Source organism: Nocardia sp. NPDC052001, from assembly GCF_040680615.1.
Classification (GTDB): Bacteria; Actinomycetota; Actinomycetes; order Mycobacteriales; family Mycobacteriaceae; genus Nocardia.
In genome coordinates this window covers 987561-1008908 of the sequence record NZ_JBFAXC010000003.1, presented here as the reverse complement: position 1 = coordinate 1008908, position 21348 = coordinate 987561, and the positions used below count along the sequence as shown (strand labels likewise).

The 21348-nt window shown below is 65.3% G+C and carries 20 protein-coding genes; 9 read left to right on the top strand and 11 right to left on the bottom strand.

Annotated features, from left to right (window positions below; all coding sequences use genetic code 11):
* Nucleotides 1-2: 2 nt before the first annotated feature.
* From AB0L82_RS20060 to AB0L82_RS20040, 5 genes are all read right to left on the bottom strand, one after another.
* On the bottom strand, nucleotides 3-1250 hold the full coding sequence (locus tag AB0L82_RS20060; protein WP_364637870.1) for an MCE family protein: 1248 nt from the start codon (nucleotides 1248-1250) through the stop codon (nucleotides 3-5).
* A gap of 7 nt (nucleotides 1251-1257) precedes the next feature.
* A complete protein-coding gene (locus tag AB0L82_RS20055; RefSeq protein ID WP_364637868.1) occupies nucleotides 1258-2109 on the bottom strand; it encodes an ABC transporter permease in 852 nt (283 codons plus the stop codon).
* A 4-nt stretch (nucleotides 2110-2113) separates the two neighbouring features.
* A complete protein-coding gene (locus tag AB0L82_RS20050; RefSeq protein ID WP_364637866.1) occupies nucleotides 2114-2878 on the bottom strand; it encodes an ABC transporter permease in 765 nt (254 codons plus the stop codon).
* 302 nt (nucleotides 2879-3180) lie between these two features.
* Nucleotides 3181-4083 carry a 3-oxoacyl-ACP reductase gene (locus tag AB0L82_RS20045; protein WP_364637864.1) on the bottom strand — a complete coding sequence of 301 codons (903 nt, stop codon included), beginning with the start codon at nucleotides 4081-4083 and terminating at the stop codon, nucleotides 3181-3183.
* 45 nt (nucleotides 4084-4128) lie between these two features.
* Complete coding sequence (locus tag AB0L82_RS20040; protein WP_364637862.1) at nucleotides 4129-4317, bottom strand: ferredoxin; 189 nt, start codon at nucleotides 4315-4317, stop codon at nucleotides 4129-4131.
* 153 nt (nucleotides 4318-4470) lie between these two features.
* Here AB0L82_RS20040 and AB0L82_RS20035 point away from each other — a divergent pair, with 153 nt between their 5' ends.
* Together AB0L82_RS20035 and AB0L82_RS20030 are read left to right on the top strand one after the other, a co-directional pair.
* A complete protein-coding gene (locus tag AB0L82_RS20035; protein ID WP_364637860.1) occupies nucleotides 4471-5664 on the top strand; it encodes an acyl-CoA dehydrogenase family protein in 1194 nt (397 codons plus the stop codon).
* Nucleotides 5665-5684: 20 nt separating this feature from the next.
* A complete protein-coding gene (locus AB0L82_RS20030; protein WP_364637858.1) occupies nucleotides 5685-6812 on the top strand; it encodes an acyl-CoA dehydrogenase family protein in 1128 nt (375 codons plus the stop codon).
* A 96-nt stretch (nucleotides 6813-6908) separates the two neighbouring features.
* On the opposite strand, the gene AB0L82_RS20025 is transcribed toward AB0L82_RS20030, so the two are convergent.
* Both AB0L82_RS20025 and AB0L82_RS20020 read right to left on the bottom strand, forming a co-directional pair.
* Nucleotides 6909-7604, bottom strand: coding sequence for a maleylpyruvate isomerase family mycothiol-dependent enzyme (locus AB0L82_RS20025; protein ID WP_364637856.1), 696 nt, complete (start codon nucleotides 7602-7604; stop codon nucleotides 6909-6911).
* 48 nt (nucleotides 7605-7652) lie between these two features.
* Nucleotides 7653-8879, bottom strand: coding sequence for a glycosyltransferase (locus AB0L82_RS20020; protein WP_364637854.1), 1227 nt, complete (start codon nucleotides 8877-8879; stop codon nucleotides 7653-7655).
* A gap of 177 nt (nucleotides 8880-9056) precedes the next feature.
* Between AB0L82_RS20020 and AB0L82_RS20015 the strand changes: the two genes are divergently transcribed.
* On the top strand, nucleotides 9057-9476 hold the full coding sequence (locus AB0L82_RS20015; RefSeq protein WP_364638044.1) for a VOC family protein: 420 nt from the start codon (nucleotides 9057-9059) through the stop codon (nucleotides 9474-9476).
* 121 nt (nucleotides 9477-9597) lie between these two features.
* On the opposite strand, the gene AB0L82_RS20010 is transcribed toward AB0L82_RS20015, so the two are convergent.
* The 3 genes from AB0L82_RS20010 to AB0L82_RS20000 form a co-directional block, all read right to left on the bottom strand.
* Complete coding sequence (locus AB0L82_RS20010; protein ID WP_364637852.1) at nucleotides 9598-10593, bottom strand: sigma-70 family RNA polymerase sigma factor; 996 nt, start codon at nucleotides 10591-10593, stop codon at nucleotides 9598-9600.
* Nucleotides 10594-10716: 123 nt separating this feature from the next.
* On the bottom strand, nucleotides 10717-12363 hold the full coding sequence (locus tag AB0L82_RS20005; RefSeq protein WP_364637850.1) for an acyl-CoA synthetase: 1647 nt from the start codon (nucleotides 12361-12363) through the stop codon (nucleotides 10717-10719).
* Nucleotides 12364-12550: 187 nt separating this feature from the next.
* On the bottom strand, nucleotides 12551-13588 hold the full coding sequence (locus AB0L82_RS20000; protein ID WP_364637848.1) for an LLM class F420-dependent oxidoreductase: 1038 nt from the start codon (nucleotides 13586-13588) through the stop codon (nucleotides 12551-12553).
* 62 nt (nucleotides 13589-13650) lie between these two features.
* Here AB0L82_RS20000 and AB0L82_RS19995 point away from each other — a divergent pair, with 62 nt between their 5' ends.
* The 4 genes from AB0L82_RS19995 to AB0L82_RS19980 are packed head-to-tail and all read left to right on the top strand — an operon-like array spanning nucleotide 13651 to nucleotide 17286.
* Nucleotides 13651-14616, top strand: a complete 966-nt coding sequence (locus AB0L82_RS19995) for an OB-fold domain-containing protein (RefSeq protein ID WP_364637846.1) — start codon at nucleotides 13651-13653, stop codon at nucleotides 14614-14616.
* Between the two features lie 17 nt (nucleotides 14617-14633).
* Nucleotides 14634-15713, top strand: a complete 1080-nt coding sequence (locus AB0L82_RS19990; protein ID WP_364637844.1) for a thiolase domain-containing protein — start codon at nucleotides 14634-14636, stop codon at nucleotides 15711-15713.
* Nucleotides 15710-16876 carry a thiolase domain-containing protein gene (locus AB0L82_RS19985; protein WP_364637842.1) on the top strand — a complete coding sequence of 389 codons (1167 nt, stop codon included), beginning with the start codon at nucleotides 15710-15712 and terminating at the stop codon, nucleotides 16874-16876. The genes AB0L82_RS19990 and AB0L82_RS19985 overlap by 4 nt, the downstream gene beginning before the upstream one ends.
* Entirely contained in the window at nucleotides 16873-17286 is a 414-nt protein-coding gene (locus tag AB0L82_RS19980) for a nuclear transport factor 2 family protein (RefSeq protein WP_364637840.1), read from the top strand. The genes AB0L82_RS19985 and AB0L82_RS19980 overlap by 4 nt, the downstream gene beginning before the upstream one ends.
* Nucleotides 17287-17400: 114 nt before the next feature.
* Here the strand turns inward: AB0L82_RS19980 and AB0L82_RS19975 are convergent, their stop codons facing one another.
* Nucleotides 17401-18612, bottom strand: coding sequence for a cytochrome P450 (locus tag AB0L82_RS19975; protein ID WP_364638040.1), 1212 nt, complete (start codon nucleotides 18610-18612; stop codon nucleotides 17401-17403).
* A 212-nt stretch (nucleotides 18613-18824) separates the two neighbouring features.
* On the opposite strand from AB0L82_RS19975, the gene AB0L82_RS19970 reads away from it, so the two are divergent.
* The gene (locus AB0L82_RS19970; protein ID WP_364637838.1) at nucleotides 18825-19991 is read left to right on the top strand and encodes a steroid 3-ketoacyl-CoA thiolase; all 1167 of its coding nucleotides are present in this window, start codon (nucleotides 18825-18827) and stop codon (nucleotides 19989-19991) included.
* Between the two features lie 371 nt (nucleotides 19992-20362).
* Entirely contained in the window at nucleotides 20363-20779 is a 417-nt protein-coding gene (locus tag AB0L82_RS19965; RefSeq protein ID WP_011207048.1) for a helix-turn-helix domain-containing protein, read from the top strand.
* The last annotated feature ends 569 nt before the right edge of the window (nucleotides 20780-21348 follow it).

Genomic DNA, 21348 nt, shown 5'->3' with positions numbered 1-21348 from the left:
CCTCATGGGTTGGGCACCCCCGGCAATCCGGCGAACAACAGTTGGAATACCTTGGGCCCGTTGAGATGTGTGCTCAACGGTGGCGTCCACACCTCGCCCTCCGAGGTGTCGGTGACAAGGTAGTTGGAGTGGCTGCCCGGCACCCGGTCGAGAATGTTCTCGCAGTGCGGGCCACCCGTGGCGTTCACCTTCGGCAGATCCTTCGGATACTCGTAGGGGGTGCCGCCGGGCATGAAACTCGCGTTCAGTGTCACGTACGGTCCGTCGCCACCGAAGATGCGGTTGCCCAGCGGGAGCGCGTCGGCCGCTCCGACGACCAGGCAGTACAGGCCCGAACTGTATTCATTGAGCAGCTGGGTGGTGGGGCGCAACAGGTCCAGCGCGGTCACCAGCTGATGCTCGTTATCGCCGAGCACGCCACCGGTGGTGTCTGCCAGACCGATGAGATTGAGCAGCACACTGTCGAGGTTGTTCTTCTCGTCGACCAAAGTGTTTCCGGTAACCACGACATTGTCGGTAGTACGCAATAGATCCGGCACCGCGTCGGCATACAGATTGGTGACACCGACCGAGGTCTGTAGATCACGGCGCAGATCGGGCAGGCTCGGATTGATGTCCTTCAGGTACTGATCACTGTCGGTCAGCAGTTGTCCGAGCTTCTCGCCCCGCCCATCCAGCGCGGTACCCAGCGCGGTCAGCGTGGCGTTGAGCTTCGCCGGCTCGATTTTGTCGAGAACCTGATTGAGATGTTGGAACAGCGTATTGAACTCCACGGTGACTGCGTCGGCGTGCACGGTGGAGCCGGGCTTCAGCGACTGCGCCGAAGACTGTTGCGGCGCAACGAAGTTGATGTATTTCGCGCCGAACACGGTCGTGGAGCGAATATCCACGGTGGCATTGGCGGGAACCAGCTTCAGTTTCTCCGGATCGATCGCGAGCTCGATATTCGCACCATCCGCGGTATTCGTAATGCCTTTGACGACACCGATCTCCACACCGCGAATCTTTACTTTGGCGTCGTTGTCGAGCACCAGGCCGCTGCGCGGAGCGGAGACCGTCACCTTCACGGTGTTCTGGAAGCCGCCCGCGAAGCTGATCATGCAGATCGCGACCACGGCAACGATGCTCAGCACCAGTCCCGCCCCGCACAGGCGGATAACCCAGCCCTCTTCAAGATATCGCTTGGCTGTTGGTTTCTCGACGATGGGCGAGCCGATCGGGCCCGTCACCATCTCACGTGTTTGCGCCATGTCCGCCCTACCCGGAGAGATGGAAGTTGCCGGTGGTGCCGTAGATGGCGAGGGAGATCAGCAGCGTCACCATAACCACCGCGATCAGGGAGGCCCGCACCGCATTACCCACCGCGACACCGACGCCGACCGGACCGCCCGCGGCGTGATAGCCGTAGTAGGTGTGGATCAGCATGACGGCCATGGCCATGAAGATCGCCTGCGCGAACGACCAGAGGATGTCACTGGGAATCAGGAAGGTCGAGAAGTAGTGGTCGTATACACCGGCCGACTGCCCGTAGATCACCACTGTCGCAAAGCGGCTCGCGATGAACGAGGCGATGACCGCGAGCGAGTACAACGGAATGATCGCGATGATGCCCGCGAGAATCCTGGTACCCACCAGGAAGGGAACCGGCCGGATGGCCATCACCTCCAGGGCATCGATCTCCTCCGAGACGCGCATCGCTCCCAACTGCGCGGTGGTGCCCGCACCCAGCGTCGCCGCCAAACCGATACCCGAGATCACCGGCGCGGCGATACGCACATTGATGAAGGCGGAGAAGAAGCCGGTCAAGGCCTCGACACCGATATTGCCGAGCGAGTTGAAACCCTGCACGGCAATGGTGAAGCCGGCCGACAGGGTAAGGAACCCGACGATCACGACGGTACCGCCGATCACGGCCAAGGCACCTGTTCCCATGGAGATCTCGGCGATCAGGCGGATGGTTTCAGTGCGATAGTGAATCAGCGCCTTGGGGACCGAGCCGATGGACCGCCCATAGAACACCGCATGCTTACCGACCGAATCGAGGCTCTCGGTGAAGCGCCGAAAGCGATTGAACACCTTCGGAAAACGAGATTGGATCACGAACGCCATCTGATCACCGCGCCGTGAACTTGATGCCGGCGGCGGTTACAACCACGTTGATAACGAACAACGCCATGAAGGCGAAGACGACGGTCTGGTTCACGGCATCGCCGACGCTCTTGGGTCCGCCCTTGACATTCAGGCCCAGGTAGCAGGCGACCAGTCCGGCGACGAGCCCGAACAGCGCGGCCTTTATTTCGGAGAGCACGAGTTCCGGGAGGTGGGTCAGCAGGGTCAGCCCGTTGACGAACGCGCCCGGGTTCGCACCCTGCAGGTACACCGAGAACAGGAAGCCGCCCAGGATGCCGATCGTGGAGACCAGGCCGTTGAGCAGGAAGGCCACGAACATCGAGGCGAGCACGCGCGGTACGACCAGGCGCTGGATCGGGTCGATACCGAGCACCTTCATGGCGTCGATCTCTTCGCGAATGGTGCGCGCGCCGAGGTCCGCGCAGATGGCGGTCGCACCGGCCCCGGCCACGATGAGCACGGTGCACATGGGGCCGACCTGGGTGATCGTGCCGAACGCCGCGCCCGCGCCGGAAAGGTCCGCGGCGCCGATCTCGCGGAGCAGAATGTTGAGGGTGAAGCTGACGAGCACGGTGAACGGAATTGCCACCAATAGCGTCGGGATGATGGAAACCCTGGCGATGAACCAGGACTGGTCGATGAATTCCCGTCGTTGAAACGGTGGCCGCACCACGGCGCGGGCGACAGCGCCGGCGAGTTCGAAGAACCCTCCGACCGCCCGTAACGGTACGGCGAGGACATCATTCATTCCCGCGATTCCTCCTGCCCCTGCCTAGCTATAGCTTCCGAGATCTGAATGTGATCTCGGTCCCGTCCGAAGATTAGAACACGTTCCAGTACGGCTTCGGAAGGTTTCGATGGTTTTGAACTGGGAGTCTTTCTGAACTGATGTCCAGTTCCGAGAACATGTTCACCCCAGGTCTACCATCATGAACGTGGAACCTTTGTGAGGCGCCACACATAGTTGATTCCCATTCCTACCAACGATCGATCGCGTGATCAACCTGGAAACGGGGGAAGAAACCCCCCGCTACCGGTACAAAGGGTGGACTAACCGAGATCCATCAGCGCCGACGCGGAAAACGTGGCGCCCGAGGGGCGTTCGGCGAAATAGCCGCCGAGCGTGGCCGCCAGACCCTCGCGGGTCCACTCGCCTTCGGCATCGAAACGCCGCTCGACGATGGGGGCCGCCATCAGGGCCACCATCGGGCCGTAGACGACGAACAGCTGACCGCTGATCGCGGCGGCCGCGGGCGAGGCCAGGTAGGCCACCAGGCGGGCCACATGATCGGGCGAGAGCGGATCCGGACCCTCTTCGGGAGCGGCCGAGAAGACGTTCTCCGTCATGGAGGTACGCGCGCGCGGGGCGATGGCGTTGGCGCGCACACCGAAATTGGCGAGCGCGCGCGAGGCCGACAGGGTCAGCGCGGTGATACCCGCTTTGGCCGCACCGTAATTGGCCTGTCCGGCCGGGCCGAGCAGACCCGCCTCGGACGAGGTGTTGATGATGCTGCCGTAGACCGGCGCACCCGCTTCCTTGGACTTGGCCCGCCAGTACGCGCCCGCATTACGGGTCAAAAGGAAATGCCCGCGCAGATGAACCGCGACGACCGCGTCGAAATCCGCGTCGGACATGTTGAAAAGCATCTTGTCCCGGGTGATCCCGGCATTGTTCACCACGATGTCCAGGCCGCCGAAGGTCTCCTCGGCGGTGCTGATCAGGGCATCGGCGGTGGCCGATTCGGCGATGCTGCCGGCCACGAATTCGGCCTTGGCGCCGAGCGCGCGAATGTCCGCGAGGGTTGCGCTGACCGCGTCGTTTTCGGCAAGGTCGTTCACTATGACCGACGCGCCGGCCCGGGCCAGCTCCAAGGCTTCGGCCCGGCCCAGCCCGGCGCCCGCGCCGGTGACGATGGCCACTCGGCCGGCAAGACTCACATCAGTTTCGCTCACCGGGCCGACTCTAGAACGTGTTACACCCGGCGAGCAAGGCTGGGTTCAGAGCAGCTTCAGCGCGGCCTTGGGGCACTGCGCGACCGCGGTGCGCACATCTTCCTCATCACCGGCCGGAACCTCCGCGCCGACGATGTGCAGAACGTCGTCATCATCGAGTTCAAAGACGTCGGGGGCGATTCCGACACAGATACCGTTCGCCTCGCACTGGTCGAGATCAACAGTGACCTTCATAGCCAACTCCTTTGCCAAAACAGTGCGCCGAGCCTAACAACCCCTACCCCGGCCGGGGTAGGAAGTGCGTCCTTACACGACCTAATACTGGAACATGTTTCACCTGCTGTGCAATGATCGGCTCAACCCGGAAACGAAGCTAGAGGTATCGCTATGCGGATCGCATACACGCCGCAACAGGAACAGCTGCGCGCTGAACTGCGTGAGTATTTCGCCCGTCTGATCACTCCCGAACGCCGGGAGGCGCTCTCGGCCACGACCGGTGAGTACGGCGAGGGCAATGTCTACCGCGAGGTCGTCGAGGAGATGGGCCGCGACGGCTGGCTCGCCCTGGGCTGGCCCAAGCAGTACGGCGGCCAGGACCGCTCCACCATGGATCAGCTGATCTTCACCGATGAGGCCGCCATCGCGGGCGCCCCGGTGCCGTTCCTGACCATCAACTCCGTCGCGCCGACCATCATGCATTACGGCACCGAGGAGCAGAAGAAGTTCTTCCTGCCCAAGATCGCCGCCGGACAGCTGCACTTCGCCATCGGCTACTCCGAGCCCGGCGCGGGCACCGACCTGGCCTCGCTGCGCACCTCCGCCGTGCGCGACGGCGACGAGTGGATCGTCAACGGGCAGAAGATGTGGACCTCGCTCATCGCGTACGCCGACTACGTCTGGCTCGCGGCGCGCACCGATCCGAATGCCAAGAAGCACAAGGGCATTTCGATGTTCATCATGCCGACCACGGCCGAGGGCTTCTCCTGGACGCCGGTGCACACCATGGCCGGACCGGACACCTCCGCCACCTACTACCAGGATGTGCGGATCAAGCACTCCGATATGGTCGGCCCGGAGAACGGCGGCTGGTCGCTGGTCACCAATCAGCTCAATCACGAGCGCGTCGCGCTGACCTCCGCCGCGCCGCTGGCGCTCGCGGTCGCGCAGACCCTGGAATGGGCTCGGAACACCAAGACCGCCAACGGTTCCCGCGTCATCGACCAGGAGTGGGTGCAGATCGCGCTCGCCCGCATCCACTCCAAGGTGGAATACCTCAAGCTCACCAACTGGGAAATCGCCTCGCGCGCCGATCAGGGCGGCGATGCCGCGCCGCGGCCGTGGGACGCTTCCGCGACCAAGGTGTACGGCACCGAACTGGCCACCGAGGCCTACCGCGCGCTGATGGAGATCCTCGGCCCGCAGGCCTACCTGCGCCAGGACTCCGCCGGTTCGCAGCTGCGCGGCCGCCTGGAGCGCATGCACCGCGCCTGCCTGATCCTGACCTTCGGCGGCGGCACCAACGAGGTGCAGCGTGACATCATCGCCATGACCGCCCTCAAGCAGCCCGCCGCCGCGCGCTAATCGAAACCTAGGTAACCATCATGGATTTCACCCTTACCGAGGCGCAGCAGGATCTGGCCCGCCTCACCGCCGAGGTCACCGGCAAGCTCGTCACCGCCGACCGGCTGCGCGAGCTCGACAAGAACACCGACGCCGCCGGAAATCCGGTCGTGCGCTTCGATGACACGCTGTGGAGCTCACTCGCCGAGACCGGTGTGCTGGCCGCGGCGCTCCCGGAAACGGTGGGCGGCAGCGATTTCGGCGTACTGGAGCAGACCGCCATCCTGCGCGAGATCGGCAAATCCGTCGCGCCGGTGCCGTACCTGTGGTCGATCGTGCTGGGCGCGGGCGCGCTCGCCGCATTCGGCTCGGATGACCAGCGCGCGCTGGCCGCGCAGGCCGCGAGCGGCGAGGTCATCCTCACCGCCGCGCTGAGCGAAGAGCGCAACTGGGAACTGGCCAAGCCGGTCACCACGGCGGCCGACAATGACGGCTGGCAGCTCACCGGCTTCAAGACCACGGTGCCGTTCGCGCGCCAGGCGGCGCGAATCCTGGTGTCCGCCAGTGTCGACGGCTCCCCCGCCGTATTCCTGGTCGATCCCTCGCACGCCTCGGTGCGCATCGAGGATCAGATCGTCACCGACCGCTCCCCCGAGGCCGAGGTCGAATTCACCGCCACCCCGGCGGAATTGGTCGGCACCCTCGAGCAGGGCGCGGACATTCTGAACTGGCTGCTCGAGCGCGCCTGGCTCGGCCTGGCCGCCACCCAGCTCGGCGTCGTCGAGAAGGGCCTCGAGCTGGTCGCCGACTACGCCCGCGAGCGGGAGCAGTTCAACCGCAAGATCGGCAGCTTCCAGGCGGTGGCACAACGACTTTCCGATGCCTACATCGACATCCAGGGCGTGCGCCTCGCGGTCCAGCAGGCCGCTTGGCTGCTCGCCGAGGGCCTGCCCGCCACCGCCGAGATCCACACCGCCAAGTTCTGGGCCGCCGATGCGGGCCACCGCGTCGCCCACACCGTGGTGCACGTACACGGCGGCGTCGGCATCGACCGCGACCACATCGTGAACCAGTACTTCACCGCCGCCAAGCACAATGAATTCGCCCTCGGCGGCGCCACCGATCACCTGCGCGCCCTCGGCGGCATCCTCGCCGCACCGGCCAGCTGAGCAACCCGCGGTCCCACCCGCCCGCACCGAAACATCAAGTGCGGCGGCACCTTCCGGTGCCGCCGCACTTTTCTGTGAGCACCCCCGCTACACGGGTCAGGGCACGAGCGGTCCCGCGAGCACACGCTCGCCCGCGATGCGGTCGCCGCCCCAGGTCAGGGCCGGGTCGGACGCGGGCAGGCGCTGCCACAGCGAGAGCAGCAGATCCGAAGCGGGAGCGGCGATTTCGGCGACCGGTTCGCCCGGGCCGTAGATCCAGCTCTCGGCGATATCCGTCGCGCGCAGGCGCAGCGCCACTTCGGGTTCGGTGGCCAGGCCGCGCTGGATCATGCGCGGGGCGAAGAGTTCGAAGACCTCGTTGATGCCGTCCACGGCCAGATCGGTGTCGAAGGGAACCGCTTTGCCGAAGGCGTTCTGACCGTCCCACAGGTGCATCAGGGTTTCCAGGGCGCGGCGGCGACGCCAGAAGCCGACGGTGCGGGGCATGGAGCGGGTGAAGGTCCAGGCTTCGTTGTCCGGATCGGCGGCGAGCGACGCGGCGATGGCGTCGGCCGTTTCGTCATACCATTCGCGCAGCGCGACAGCGTCTTTCGGAGCCGGATCACCCTGGTGGTCACCGCGCAGTTCGGTCACGGCGGTCACCACCCAGAGATTGCCCTGGCCCAGATGATCGGCGAGGTCGTAGAACGTCCAGTCACCGCAGCTCGGCACCGGGGTGGCGAGGTCGGTGTCCGGCGTGATGAGATCGCCGAATTCGGTGAGCTTCGCGCAGAGCAGGGCCAGGTAATCCATGCCGATCACCGTAAACCGGATCAACCGCACATACCCGCCGGAAAACGCTCAGGATTCGAGTTCGTGGTTGGAGTCGGGGTGCCAGTGACCCGCCCGGGTGGACGCGCTCGCGGCGAAGATCGGGTCGGGGTGATCGGCCGCGGGTTCGAGTTCGTTCATCAGCAGATCGCTCATGGCGTCGCGGCGCAGCACCCGGCCGAGTTCGGCGGCGGCCCGATAGTGCGCCGGCGTGCGCAGCGCCTTGCGGACGGCGGTGGCGATCTGCTGCGCGGTCGCGGTGCGCGGCAACGTGATTCCGGCATGATGCGAGCGCACCCGGGCGGCATTGTCGGCGTGATCGCGGCCGTGCGGGAGCAGCACCACGGGTAGATCGGCGGCGAACGATTTGAGCAGCGTGCCGTGCCCGCCGTGTGTGATCACCAGGCTCGCGTGCCGCATGAGTTCGTGATGCGGGGCGCAGCCCAGCACGGTCACATTCGGCGGCGGGCTGATCGCGGTGACGGGGACGGCCGGGCCGACGGTCATGACACCGCGCACCGGCAGCTTCCCGAGCGCGTCGGCAATCCGCTGCAGACATTCGGTCTGCCCCTGATCGGTGCTGGACAGCGAGACCAGCACCAGCGGCTCACTGCCTTCGGGCACCGTCCATTCGGCGTCCCGCGCCCAGATCGGATCATCCAGAATGGCGCCGACATAGCGCACCGTATCCGGCCGCTGCGCCGCGAAATCGAATACCTCACTGGACAATACGAGCTGCCGATGCGCCAGCTGCACCTGATCCTGATAGTGCGCGAGCCGCTCCAGCCCGAAATCCGCGCGCAACGCATTCAATTGCGGCAGCAGTTCCTGATCCCAGCGCCGCTGCACCATGGATCCGACCAGTCGATCGCGCCAGCGCCCCACCGGTCCCCCGGCGCGGCCGAATCCGGTGCCGGGCGGCGGCCCGCCTTCCACCGGGAGCGGATAAATGCCCGGTATGAGTGCCATGAACGGTAATTCCCGCGCCTGCGCGGCCACCATGGCACCGAACGCGAAATAGGAGGCGAGTACCAGATCCGGTCGCTCGGAATCGATTTCGGCGGCGGTGTCGCGGGCGAATCCGCTGCCCGCGCGCGATCGCAGCCGCGCACCGGTGGCCGTCACCTCCGCGGCCAGCGATTCCTCGGCGAGCACGGTGACCCGATGCCCGCGCTCGACCAGCCTGCGCACCACGCCGAGCTCCGGCGGTACGGTTCCGCCGCTGCCGGTGAGGGCAACCAGGTAGCTGTGCTTCATCAGGCACCTCCTGTCCGCCACTCTGTCACGCTGGGCGGGTCGCCGACTTCCCGATCGACAAATGATGTGTCACAGACCACAGTGCCACCGCACCGATGAGTTTTCCACCCGCGTCTCGTCCTCACCAATGACCCCATTGGACCCGCAAGGCGTTTGCGGATGAGAGGACGAATCACCATGGCCAGCAAGATGATCTTCATCAATCTCCCCGTAGCCGACCTGGAGCGGTCCAAGAACTTCTACGAGGCGCTGGGCTGGAAGGTCAATCAGGACTTCACCGACGAGAACGCCGCCTGCATCGTCATCGACGACAATATCTGCGCCATGCTGCTGACCCGGGACTTCTTCACCACCTTCAGCACCCGGCCCGTCGGCGATCCCGGTGCCACCGTGAATGCCCTTTACGCCATCTCGCTCAACAGTCCGGAGGAAGTCGACACCCTGGTGGAGGCCGCCCTCGCCTCCGGCGGCACCGAAGAGGTCAATGCGGATAAGCGCGCCCAGGAAGCCCAGGTCGGCATGCACGGCCGCACCTTCCTCGATCCGGATGGCCACCAGTGGGAGCCCTTCCACATGGCCTACCCCGGCGCGCACTGATCTGCTCATTCCGAATGCGAACGGCCCGCCGGGATTTCTCCCAGCGGGCCGTTCACGCATGTCGTCGCGTTCACGCCGGACCACCCCGGCGCATCCACCTACGCGGCGACGGAGAACAGTTCTACCGCAGTTCCGGCGCAAGTCCGAAAAGCGGGAACAGGCGGTCGGTATCCAAGAAGAAGTTGAGCCCCGCGATGCGATCGCCGTCCAGTTCCAGGACCGTGATGGACCACGGCACCCAGACGCCAGGTTCGTCGGCACTGGGCTTGTAGTGCCCGAAGGCGGGCATGCCATTGGCCCCGAGCGGGATCATGCGGGAATCGCGGCACGCCGAACCGGTGGTGAGCATGAACTGCGCGACATTCTCGGGACCGGAGATCCACAGCGAGAACGGCGGCATGGACAGTGCCACATCGGCTTTGAGCAATTCGGTGAGCGCGGCCATGTCGTAGGACTCGAACGCGGCCACGAAATCGTCGACGAGTTTGCGCTGCCGTTCATCGGATTCGTCGAAGACGTCCGAGACGGTGGACACCTCCTGCGCCTTGGTCATGGTGGCGCGGGCGCGCTGCAGTGCGCTGTTCACCGAGGCCGGGGAGACATTGAGCATGTCCGCGGTTTCATTGGCGGAGAAGCGCAATACCTCGCGCATGATCAGAATCGCGCGCTGGGTGGCGGGCAGATGCTGCACCGCGGCCACGAACGCCAGGCGCAGCGTGTCCTTGGCGCTGGCGGCCTCGGCCGGGTCCGCGCCGAAGGCGAGACCGTTCGGAATCGGTTCCACCCAAACGTAATCCGGCTCCGGCGGGGGCAGCGGGGTGTCGGGGGTGCTGGCGCCGGTGAGGTCCATCGGCCGGGCGCGGCGCTGCGGACCGTCGAGCATGTCCAGACAGACATTGGTGGTGATCTTGTAGAGCCAGGAGCGCACGCTCGAACGACCCTCGAACGAGTCGTACGACTTCCACGCCCTGGTGAAGGTTTCCTGTACCGCGTCCTCGGCCTCGAACGACGACCCGAGCATTCGATAGGCGTAGGCGCACAACTCACGCCGATGACCTTCGAAGGACCGCAGTACATCGTCGGTGATCGTGGTGGATCCGCCGCCTGTCTCGCTCATGACCATCACTCTGGCACAGGGCACCGACAAGAAGAACACCCCGAAATTGCCTGCGCCCGCCTGTTTCGCAACAGGCGGGCGCAGGAACCTCAGCAGTAACTCACGGTTACCGCGGCGGCGCGATTACTTGGTGCTCGGGGCGTGCGAGTGGTTATCCGCCTCGCGGGCCTCGGTCTGCGCCTGCGCCCACTTGTAATCGGGCTTGCCCGCGGGCGAGCGCTTGATCTCGTCCACGTACCACAGGCTGCGCGGCATCTTGTAGGAGGAGATCTCCTGCGTCAGCACCGGGCGCAGATCCTCCAGGGTGGGCCGATTCTCGCCGCGGCACTGCACGACCGCCACGACGCGCTGTCCCCAGCGCTCATCCGGCACGCCGACCACGAGCGCGTCGAAGATCTCCGGATGCGCCTTGAGCGCGCCCTCGACCTCTTCGGGGTAGATCTTCTCGCCGCCGGAGTTGATGCTGACCGACCCGCGGCCGAGCATGGTGACGCTGCCGTCCTCCTCCACGCGGGCGAAGTCGCCCGGGATGGAGTAGCGAATCCCGTTGAACTCCTTGAACGTGGCCGCGGTCTTGACCGGATCGTTGTAGTAGCCGAGCGGGATGTGCCCGGTGCGCGCGATCAGGCCGGTCTTACCCGAACCCGCCTCGATCTCATTGCCCTCTTCGTCGATGACCTTGGTGGAGGCGTCGATCTTCACGCGCGGGCCGCCGGTGTGGGTGGCGCCCTTGGTGGCCACCGACAGACCGCCGAAACCGGTCTCCGAGGAGCCGATGGAGTCGGTGATCATGGTGGTGGTGAGCAGTTCGATGTACTCGTCCTTGAGCGCGGGCGAGAACAGCGCGGCACTGGAGGCCATCGCCCACAGGGCCGAATGCTTGTACGGCTCACCGGTTTCCGGGTTGCCGGCCTTCAACGCGTCCAGCATCGGGCGCGCCATGGCGTCACCGGTGATGAAGATCAGGTTGATGGTGTGCTTGTCGATGGCCTGCCACACGCCATGCCCGCTGAACTCGGGCAGCATGATGGCCTTGCCGCCGTCGAACAGACTGTGGAACACCGCGGTCTGCGAGCCGCCGTGGATCAGCGGCGGGATCGGGAAGCGCACCAGCTGGCCGTTGCCCGCGCCGACCTTGGCCTGCTGCCATTCGTCCTCGATGCGGTCGCCGGTGACGAAGTTGATGCCGCCGCCGAGCACGCGCCACCAGTCCTCGTGCCGCCACATGACGCCCTTGGGCAGGCCGGTGGTGCCGCCGGTGTAGAGCATGAAGATGTCATCGGCCGAGCGATCGCCGAAGTCGCGCACATCCGAGCTGCCCGCCAGGGCCGTCTCGTATTCGACCGCACCCGCGGGGGCGGGCAGATCGGTGCCGTCCTCGATGGTCAGCACGGTCTTGATGGCCGGAACCTTGGGCAGCACATTGCCGATGCGCTCGCTGTAGCGGCGTTCGGCGATGAGCGCGACCATGTCCGAGTTCTCGAAGATGTACTGCAACTCGTTCTCGACGTACCGGTAGTTCACGTTGATGACCACCGCGCGGATCTTGAAGATCGCCACCATGGCCTCGACGGCCTCAATGGTGTTACGCGCGTAGATGCCTACCTTGTCACCGGGCTGCACGCCCTGTTCCTGCAGGTAATGGCCCAGCTGGTTGCAACGCTTCTCGAACTCGGCGTAGGTGAATTCCCTATCGTTGTCGACCAGAGCTACTCGCTCCGGCATCAGATCGATGGCGTGCTCGACAAGGTCCGCTATGTTGTAGCTCACAGGATGAAAATAGAACGTGTTCTCGCGAGTTGCAAGGTGCGATTTCCCGCTGACTGGACAAATGCCCTGTGGCCCCCGCCACAGCCTACCGACCTGGGATGCCTAAAAGGAATAGGACAAAAGGGAACCCGCCCGCCGATGCCCCGCGAGATGCCGCGACGAGCGGGCGGCCGATCTAGAACGCGTTCTACGACTCGATGAACGGCTTCAGACGCTCGAACTGCGCCACGCTCTGCACGCCGACGAGCAGCATGGTGACGCCCGCCTTCTCCCACACCTTCAGCTGTTCGCGCACATGCGCCTCATCGCCGATGATCGTGGTGTCCAGGATCAGCTCGTCCGGAACCGCCGCCGCCGCTTCGTCTTTGCGGCCGGTGCGGAACAGCCGGGTGATCTCCTCGACCTGTTCGCCGTAGCCCATGCGGCGGTACACCTCGGCGTGGAAGTTCATATCCTCCGCGCCCATACCACCGATGTACAGCGCCAGGAACGGCCGCAGCCGATCCAGTTCCGCCTTGGTGTCATCGGTCAGGATGACCTGCGCGGTCGCGGCGATCTCGAAGTCCTCCCGCGAACGCCGGGCACCCGCGCGCGCGAAACCCTCGTCCAGCCACTCGTTGTACATATCGGCCAGCCGCGGGGTGTAGTAGATGGCCAGCCAGCCGTCCGCGATCTCGGCGGTCAGCGCGACGTTCTTCGGACCTTCCGCACCCAGCCAGATGGGCAGATCCTTGCGCAGCGGATGCGTGATCGACTTGAGCGGTTTGCCGAAGCCGGTGGCGTTCGCGCCGTTGTACGGCAGCGGGTAGCTCGGACCGTCATTGGTCACCTTGCCCTCGCGCTCGAGCACCCGGCGGATCACCGAGACGTATTCGCGGGTGCGCTGCAATGGCTTGGCAAACGACTGCCCGTACCAGCCCTCGACGACCTGCGGACCGGAGACGCCGAGCCCGAGGATGTGCCGTCCGCCGCTGAGGTGGTCCAGGGTCAGCGCGGCCATGGCGGTCGCGGTCGGGGTGCGCGCGGACATCTGCACGACCGAGGTGCCCAGGCGGACGCGGCTGGTGCTCGGGCCGAGCCAGGCGAGCGGGGTGTAGGCGTCCGAACCCCAGGATTCGGCGGTGAAGACGGCGTCGAATCCGGTCTCCTCGGCGGCCGCCACCAACTCCGCGGTATTGGCGGGCGGCTGCGCGCCCCAGTATCCGAGTTGCAACCCAAAGCGCATGTCCCGTTCCCTTCCCATGTGGGCTCTTGCCACCATCATTAGAACCTGTTCTACTCGATCGCGTGACTCTGGGGAACACCGAAGTACTCGCAGCACCGCTGGTGATGAAGTTCGACTACACCCGCTCCACCGGACCGACCATCGGACGCTTCCTCACCGGATTGCGTGCCGGACGGGTCGTCGGGGTGCGCGGTTCCGATGGGCGCGTCCTCGTGCCGCCCGCGGAATTCGATCCGATCACCGCGGATGCCCTGACCGAATTCGTCGACGTGGCCGATGTGGGCACCGTGCAGTCGTGGAGCTGGGTGGCCGAACCGCTGCCCGGTCAGCCCTTCGACCGCCCGTTCGCCTACGCGCTCATCAAGCTGGACGGCGCGGACACCGCCCTGCTGCACGCCGTGGACGTGGCCTCGCCGGCCGATATCTCCACCGGCCTGCGGGTGCGGGCGCGCTGGGCCGCCGAGCGCACCGGCGACATCCACGACATCGTGGCCTTCGAGCCGGGTGAAACCTCCACCGCGCCTGCGGATTCCGAGGACTCCGCCGAGCCGGTGACCGGCATCATCACGCCGATCGACCTGTCGTTCAAGCACACCGCCGCACCGCAGGAAGCGGTCTTCCTGAAAGCGCTCACCGAGGGCAAGCTGATCGGCGCGCGCGCCAAGATGGACGGCAAGGTGTACTTCCCGCCGCGCGGCGCGGACCCGCGCACCGGTGAGCCGACCGACGATTATGTCGAGGTGTCCGATAAGGGCATCGTCACCACGTTCTGCATCGTGAACGTGCCGTTCATGGGCCAGCGCCTCAAGCCCCCGTATGTGGCCGCGTACGTGCTGCTCGACGGCACCGATATCCCGTTCCTGCACCTGGTGCTGGGCGTGGACGCGAGCGAGGTCCGGATGGGCATGAAGGTCGAGGCCGTGTGGAAGCCGCGCGAGGAGTGGGGCCTGTCGATGGCCAATATCGATCACTTCCGGCCCACCGGCGAACCCGACGCCGAATACGACTCGTTCGCGCACCACCTGTAGAGAGGCGCTGAATTACTTTGAGCGGCAACGTTACTGACATCGCGGTGGTGGGGTTCGCCCACGCGCCGCACGTGCCGGAGACCTTCGGCACCACCAATGGCGTGGAAATGCTCGCGCCGTGCTTCACCGAGCTGTACGCCCAGCTCGGCATCACCAAGTCCGATATCGATTTCTGGTGCTCGGGCTCCTCGGATTACCTTGCGGGACGGGCCTTCTCGTTCATCTCCGCGATCGACTCCATCGGCGCGGTGCCGCCGATCAACGAATCGCACGTCGAGATGGACGCGGCCTGGGCGCTGTACGAGGCATGGGTGAAACTGCGCACCGGACAGGCCGAGACCGCCCTGGTGTACGGCTTCGGCAAGGCGTCGGCGGGCACGCTGCGCCAGGTGCTGACGCTGCAGACCGATCCGTACCTGGTCGCGCCGCTGGGCCCGGACGCGGTATCGATGGCCGGTTTGCAGGCCCGCGCCGGTATCGACGCCGGTCGCTGGTCCGAGCGCGATATGGCCGAGGTCGCCGCCCGTAGCGCCGTGCACGCGGCCGCCAAGGGCGGCAGCGCCACCGCGCGCACCGAATCCGACGTCGAAAAGCTTTTGGCCGCCGAGTATGTGGCGAATCCGTTCCGCGCCCACGACATCGCGCCCATCACCGATGGCGCGGCCGCGGTGGTGCTGGCCGTCGGTGACAAGGCACGGGAACTGCGGGAGCGTCCGGCCTGGCTCACCGGTATCGCGCATTACATCGACACCCCCATCCTGGGTGCGCGCGATCTTACTGTCTCGCAATCGACTTCGCGTGCCGCCAAGGCCGCGATCGGCAGCGGCTCCGCCGACTTCGATATCGCCGAACTGCACGCGCAGTTCAGCCACGAGGAGCTCATCCTCGCGCAGGCGCTGGGCCTGAACGGCAATACCCGGATCAATCCGTCCGGCGGCCCGCTGTCCGGCAATCCGATGTTCGCGGCCGGGCTGGAGCGCATCGGTTTCGCCGCCACCGAAATCTTCAACGGCAACGCGAATCGCGCACTGGCGCATGCCAGTAGCGGTCCCGCGCTGCAGCAGAACCTCGTCGCCACCCTGGAGGCACGCTCATGACGAACCCCGCTGCCGTACTCGGCACCGGCCAGACGCATCACGTGACCAAGCGTTCGGATGTGTCCATGGCGGGCATGCTGCGCGAGGCCATCGACCGCGCGCTGATCGACTCCGATCTGACCATGGCCGATATCGACGCCGTCGTCATCGGTAAGGCCCCCGACTTCTTCGAGGGCTCCATGATGCCGGAGCTGTTCCTCTCCGATGCCTTGGGCGCCACCGGAAAACCGCTGCTGCGCGTGCACACCGCCGGTTCGGTCGGCGGCTCCACCGGCGTCGTGGCGGCCAGCCACGTGCAGGCGGGCGTGCACGGCAAGGTGCTCGCGCTGTCGTGGGAGAAGCAGTCCGAATCCAATGCCATGTGGGCGCTGTCGAATCCGGTTCCGTTCACCATGCCGGTCGGCGCGGGCGCGGGCGGCTACTTCGCACCGCACGTGCGCGCCTACATCCGCCGCGCCAACGCGCCGCTGCACATCGGCGCCATGGTCGCGGTGAAGGATCGCCGCAATGGCGCGAAGAATCCGTTCGCGCATCTCAAGCAGGCCGATATCACCATGGAATCGGTGATGGCGTCCCAAATGCTTTGGGACCCCATCCGTTTCGACGAGACCTGCCCGTCCTCGGACGGCGCGTGCGCCATCGTCATCGGTGACGAGGCCTCGGCCAAGGCCGTCGAAGCCCGCGGCAAGAAGGTCGCCTGGATTCACGGCACCGCCATGCGCACCGAACCGCTCGCCTACGCCGGGCGCGATCAGGTGAATCCGAAGGCCGGTCAGGCCGCGGCCGCCGCGCTGTGGAAGCAGGCCGGAATCACCAACCCGCTCGAGGAGATCGACGCGGCCGAAATCTACGTCCCCTTCTCATGGTTCGAGCCCATGTGGCTGGAGAACCTGGGCTTCATGCCCGAGGGCGAGGGTTGGAAGCTCACCGATGCGGGCGAAACCGCCATCGGCGGAAAGCTTCCGGTGAATCCGTCCGGCGGCGTGCTGTCCTCCAACCCGATCGGTGCGTCCGGCATGATCCGCTTCGCCGAGGCCGCCAAGCAGGTCATGGGCCGGGCCGGGGACTACCAGGTGGAGAATGCCCGCAAGGCCTTCGGCCACGCGTACGGCGGTGGCTCGCAGTACTTCTCGATGTGGGTGGTCGGAAGTGAGCAGCCGTGACCGATGAGGATCATCCCGCCCGGGTAGCCGGGCGGGCATCGCAGGCCGCGGTGCGCGCCAAGGACAAGGACGCCTGGGTCGCGCTGTTCGCGCCCGACGGCATCGTGGAGGATCCGGTCGGACCGTCCTTCTTCGATCCCGAGGGCAAGGGCCATCGCGGACCGGAAGCCATCGCGGCGTTCTGGGACAAGGCGATCGCGCAGACCGACTCCATCGAATTCCTCTTCGATGATTCGTTCGCCTGCGGCAGCGAGGTGGTCTACACCGGCCGCATCCGCACCACGCTGGGCGGCCAGACCATCGATGCCGAAGGCGTTTTCACCTATCGGGTGGAGCCGGACGGCAAGATCGCCGCGCTGCGCGCGTTCTGGGAGACCGAGCGCGCCATGCAGACCATGAAACCCGTTTAGGGACAACAGGCCCCGTCAGAAATCACAAAGGAGCGGGAGACTGGATTCCAGTCTCCCGCTCCTTTCCTTACTACCCTGAGTTGTGAGAGGCAGGGCAGGTCAGCGTTTTTCGCGCTAGTGCGCTACCGGGCAACCGCCGCCGGGCTTGGTGCCGTAGTCGACCTGGAATTCCTTGACACCGTTCAGCCAGCCCGAGCGCAGGCGCTGCGGATCGCCGAGGCGGGAGATGTCCGGCATATAGTCGGCGATGGCGTTGAAGATGATCTCGATCTCCAGCCGCGCCAGGTTCGCGCCGACGCAGTAGTGCGCGCCGGTGCCACCGAAGGACAGGTGCGGGTTCGGATCACGCAGGATATTGAAGGTGTTCGGATCGTCGAACACCTCCTCGTCGAAGTTGGCCGAGCGGTAGGACAGCACCACGCGCTGCCCCTTCTTGATCTGCACGCCACCGACTTCCACATCCTCGAGCGCGGTGCGCTGGAAGCTGCTGACCGGGGTGGCCCAGCGGATGATCTCGTCGACGGCGGTGCGCGGGCGCTCCTTCTTGAAGAGTTCCCACTGCTCCGGGTTCTCCAGGAACGCGATCATCCCGTGCGTGGTGGCATTGCGGGTGGTCTCGTTGCCGGCCACGGCCAGCACCATGACGAAGAAGCCGAATTCCTCGGGCAGCAGCGCGTCACCGTCGACATCGGCGTTGATGAGTTCGGTGACGATATCGTCGGCCGGGCAGGCCCGGCGGGCTTCGGCCATTTGGTACGAGTAGCCCAGGATCTCGGTGGAGGCGACCACCGGATCGGCATCGCTGTCCGGATCGTCGTAGCTGGTCATATCGTTGGACCACTTGAAGAGCTTCATGCGGTCTTCCTGTGGCACGCCGATCAATTCGGCGATGGCCTGCAGCGGCAGTTCGGCCGCCACCTGCTCCACGAAGTCACCGGCGCCGGTCGCCACCGCGGCCTGCACGATGGATTCGGCGCGCGCGGTCAGCTCGGCGCGCAGGCCGTTGATGACGCGCGGGGTGAAGCCCTTGGAGATGATCTTGCGGAGCTTGGTGTGCTCTGGGGCGTCCTTGTTCAGCAGGACGAAGCGCTGCAGTTCGATCTGCTCGCGGGTGATGCTGTCCTGGAAGCGCGGGATGGCGGTGTTCTCGAAGGTGGAGAACACGTCATCACGCCGCGAGACGGTTTTCACGTCGGCATGCTTGCTGATCACCCAGAAGCCGTCGTCCTGGAAGCCGCCGGTCTCGGGAGACTTGGGATTCCACCAGATCGGCGCGGCCTCGCGGAGTTCGGCGAGTTCCTCCGCCGGGACTCGCTGCTGCCACATCTCCGGGTCGGTGATGTCGAACCCGTCCGGCACGTTGGGCCGGGCTTGGGCGTCTGCGGTATTGGCTGCCACCACCAGCTGTCTCCTTTGACTAACTGAAACACGTTCTACCGATATTCAAGCACAGGCGGTAAGACTAGGGAAGGAACCGAAACTGACTTACATTACTTGTAGAGAACTTGTTCCAGTTCTGATCCGGAAGGAAGACCATCGTGGGTACACCCGTCATCGTCGAAGCCGCGCGCACACCCATCGGCAAGCGCAACGGCTGGCTGGCCGGACTGCATGCCGCCGAACTCCTGGGAGCGGCGCAGAAGGGCCTGCTGGAGCGGGCCGAGCTGGATCCGGCTCTGGTGGAGCAGGTCATCGGCGGCTGCGTGATGCAGGTGGGCGAACAGTCCAACAATGTCACCAGAACCGCTTGGCTGCACGCCGGATTGCCCTGGCAGTCCGGTGCGGTCACCATCGACAATCAGTGCGGCTCCGCACAGCAGGCCACCGGCCTGGTCGCGGGCCTGATCGCCACCGGCGCGATCGATGTCGGCATGGCCTGCGGCCTGGAGTCCATGAGCCATGTTCCGTTGGGCGCCAACGTCGGAACGCACGCGGGCCCGCGCCGTCCGGCGTCGTGGGATATCGATATGCCGGACCAGTTCACCGCCGCGGAGCGAATTGCCAAGCGGCGCGGCATCACTCGCGACGACACCGACGAATGGGGCGAGCGCTCACAGCGTCTGGCCGCGCAGGCGTGGGAGCAGGGCCGGTTCGACCGCGAGGTGCTCACCATTGTCGGTGCGCCGCAGGTCGATAAGGAAGGCAACCTCACCGGCGAGACCGCCGATATCAGCCGCGATCAGGGTCTGCGCGCCACCACCCGCGAGGGCCTGGCGAAGCTGAAGCCGGTGCTGGAGGGCGGAATTCACACCGCGGGCTCCTCCTCGCAGATCTCCGACGGCGCCTCCGCGGTGCTGCTGATGGACGAAAAGGCCGCTGAGCGAGCGGGTTTGCGCCCCCGCGCGCGGATCATTTCGCAGTGTCTGGTGGGCGGCGAGCCCGAATTCCACCTGGACGGACCGGTTCAGGCGTGCGAGCGCCTGCTGGAGCGCAGCGGGATGAGCATCGGCGATATCGATCTGTTCGAAATCAACGAGGCGTTCGCGTCCGTGGTGCTGTCGTGGGCCTCGGTGCACAAGCCGGATCTGGATCGGGTGAACGTCAACGGTGGCGCGATCGCCATCGGACATCCGGTCGGCAGCACCGGAACCCGGCTCATCACAACGGCTTTGCACGAGTTGGAACGGTCCGACAAGCAGACCGCGATGATCCTCATGTGCTGCGGTGGCGCGCTCGCGACGGGCACGATCATCGAGCGGATCTAGTCACTTAGTCGTCACTTCAATCATTTTCGGGCGAGGTTGAACGTTCATCCCACTTGTCGTGAAACGTGGCGTACGCCACACAAACTCGGGTACAGACAAGAAGATGAGACGTCAGCTATCTTAGGGTTACCGACGGCCCGTCGTGGAAGACCTTCGCGACGGGCCAGAACCGGGACTCTTAAGCCCTCCGCAAGAACGGTGGCGCTGGCCCGCAAACACCCAAGCCACAGCCGGTTCACCGGATCACCGCCTAGAAGCTTCAAGGAAATCGCGGATCAGGCGTAGGTTTTCAGTTACTGAGCCGCTAATATCAATGATACGTATCCGAGATAACGACTGTTAGTACAGCGAAGGGAATTGGGCGGCTCACAATGGCTGATTTCGCGGCGCGGCTGAACAAGCTGTTCGAAACCGTGCATCCCCCGGGGCGTAAGCCGCACACCAATGCAGAGGTGGCGGCGGCGCTCACGGCCTCCGGCCATCCGATCTCGAAACCGTATCTCTCGCAGTTGCGGTCGGGACAGCGGACCAACCCCTCAGATGAGACGGTGGCCGCGCTGGCGAAGTTCTTCAAGGTGAAACCGGACTACTTCTTCAACGACATCTACGCGGCCAAGATCGATCACGATCTCGAACTGCTGTCCCAGCTGCAGGGCTATGGACTTCGTCGTTTGTCGAGTAGGGCGTTCGACCTCTCCGAAGAATCTCAGAACCTCCTCACCTCCATGGCGGAGAAGTTGCGGGCCAGCGAAGGGCTGCCCGAAATTCCTCCGGACGGTACGGAATAGGTTCTCTACCGGGGCAACTCGGCGCGGCCGTCTCGGAGGTCGCACCGGGGTGGCCCGGTAGGGAACTGCTCCGCGCCCGATCAGGTACTGCAGGGTGCCTGAACACGGTGTGATGACGGCGCTGCTTGCAGGGCAGCGCCGTTCATCGTGGAGCCATTCGGCCGGCTGAAGAGTGTTGCACCGGTCCCATTGCGCTTGGGGCCAAGTGGCGTAGGTCTCTGCGCTGGTGCGTTATGCACAATCCTGGCATTTCCCTGCCCACATCACGGGGGCCGAGATAGTGCCGAGCGACTTGTGCAGTATGTCGTTTTGTGTGATGTGAGCGTTTCGCCCCCAATGCACCAACTGCGACAAGCGCCCTATTGTGCTGTGTGCATAAATTCTTATGTGCTGATGCACAAACTCTTTGTGCTCTGTGCACAGAAAAGCGACAATTCGGTCGCCCCCCAACCCCGCCCCGCAGCAATTCCATGACGCCGATATGACATTGGCGCAACTAAGACAACAGACAACACAGAACGGCCTCCCGCGCATGGCACGGGGGGCCGTTTCTATTCGGAAGGATTACG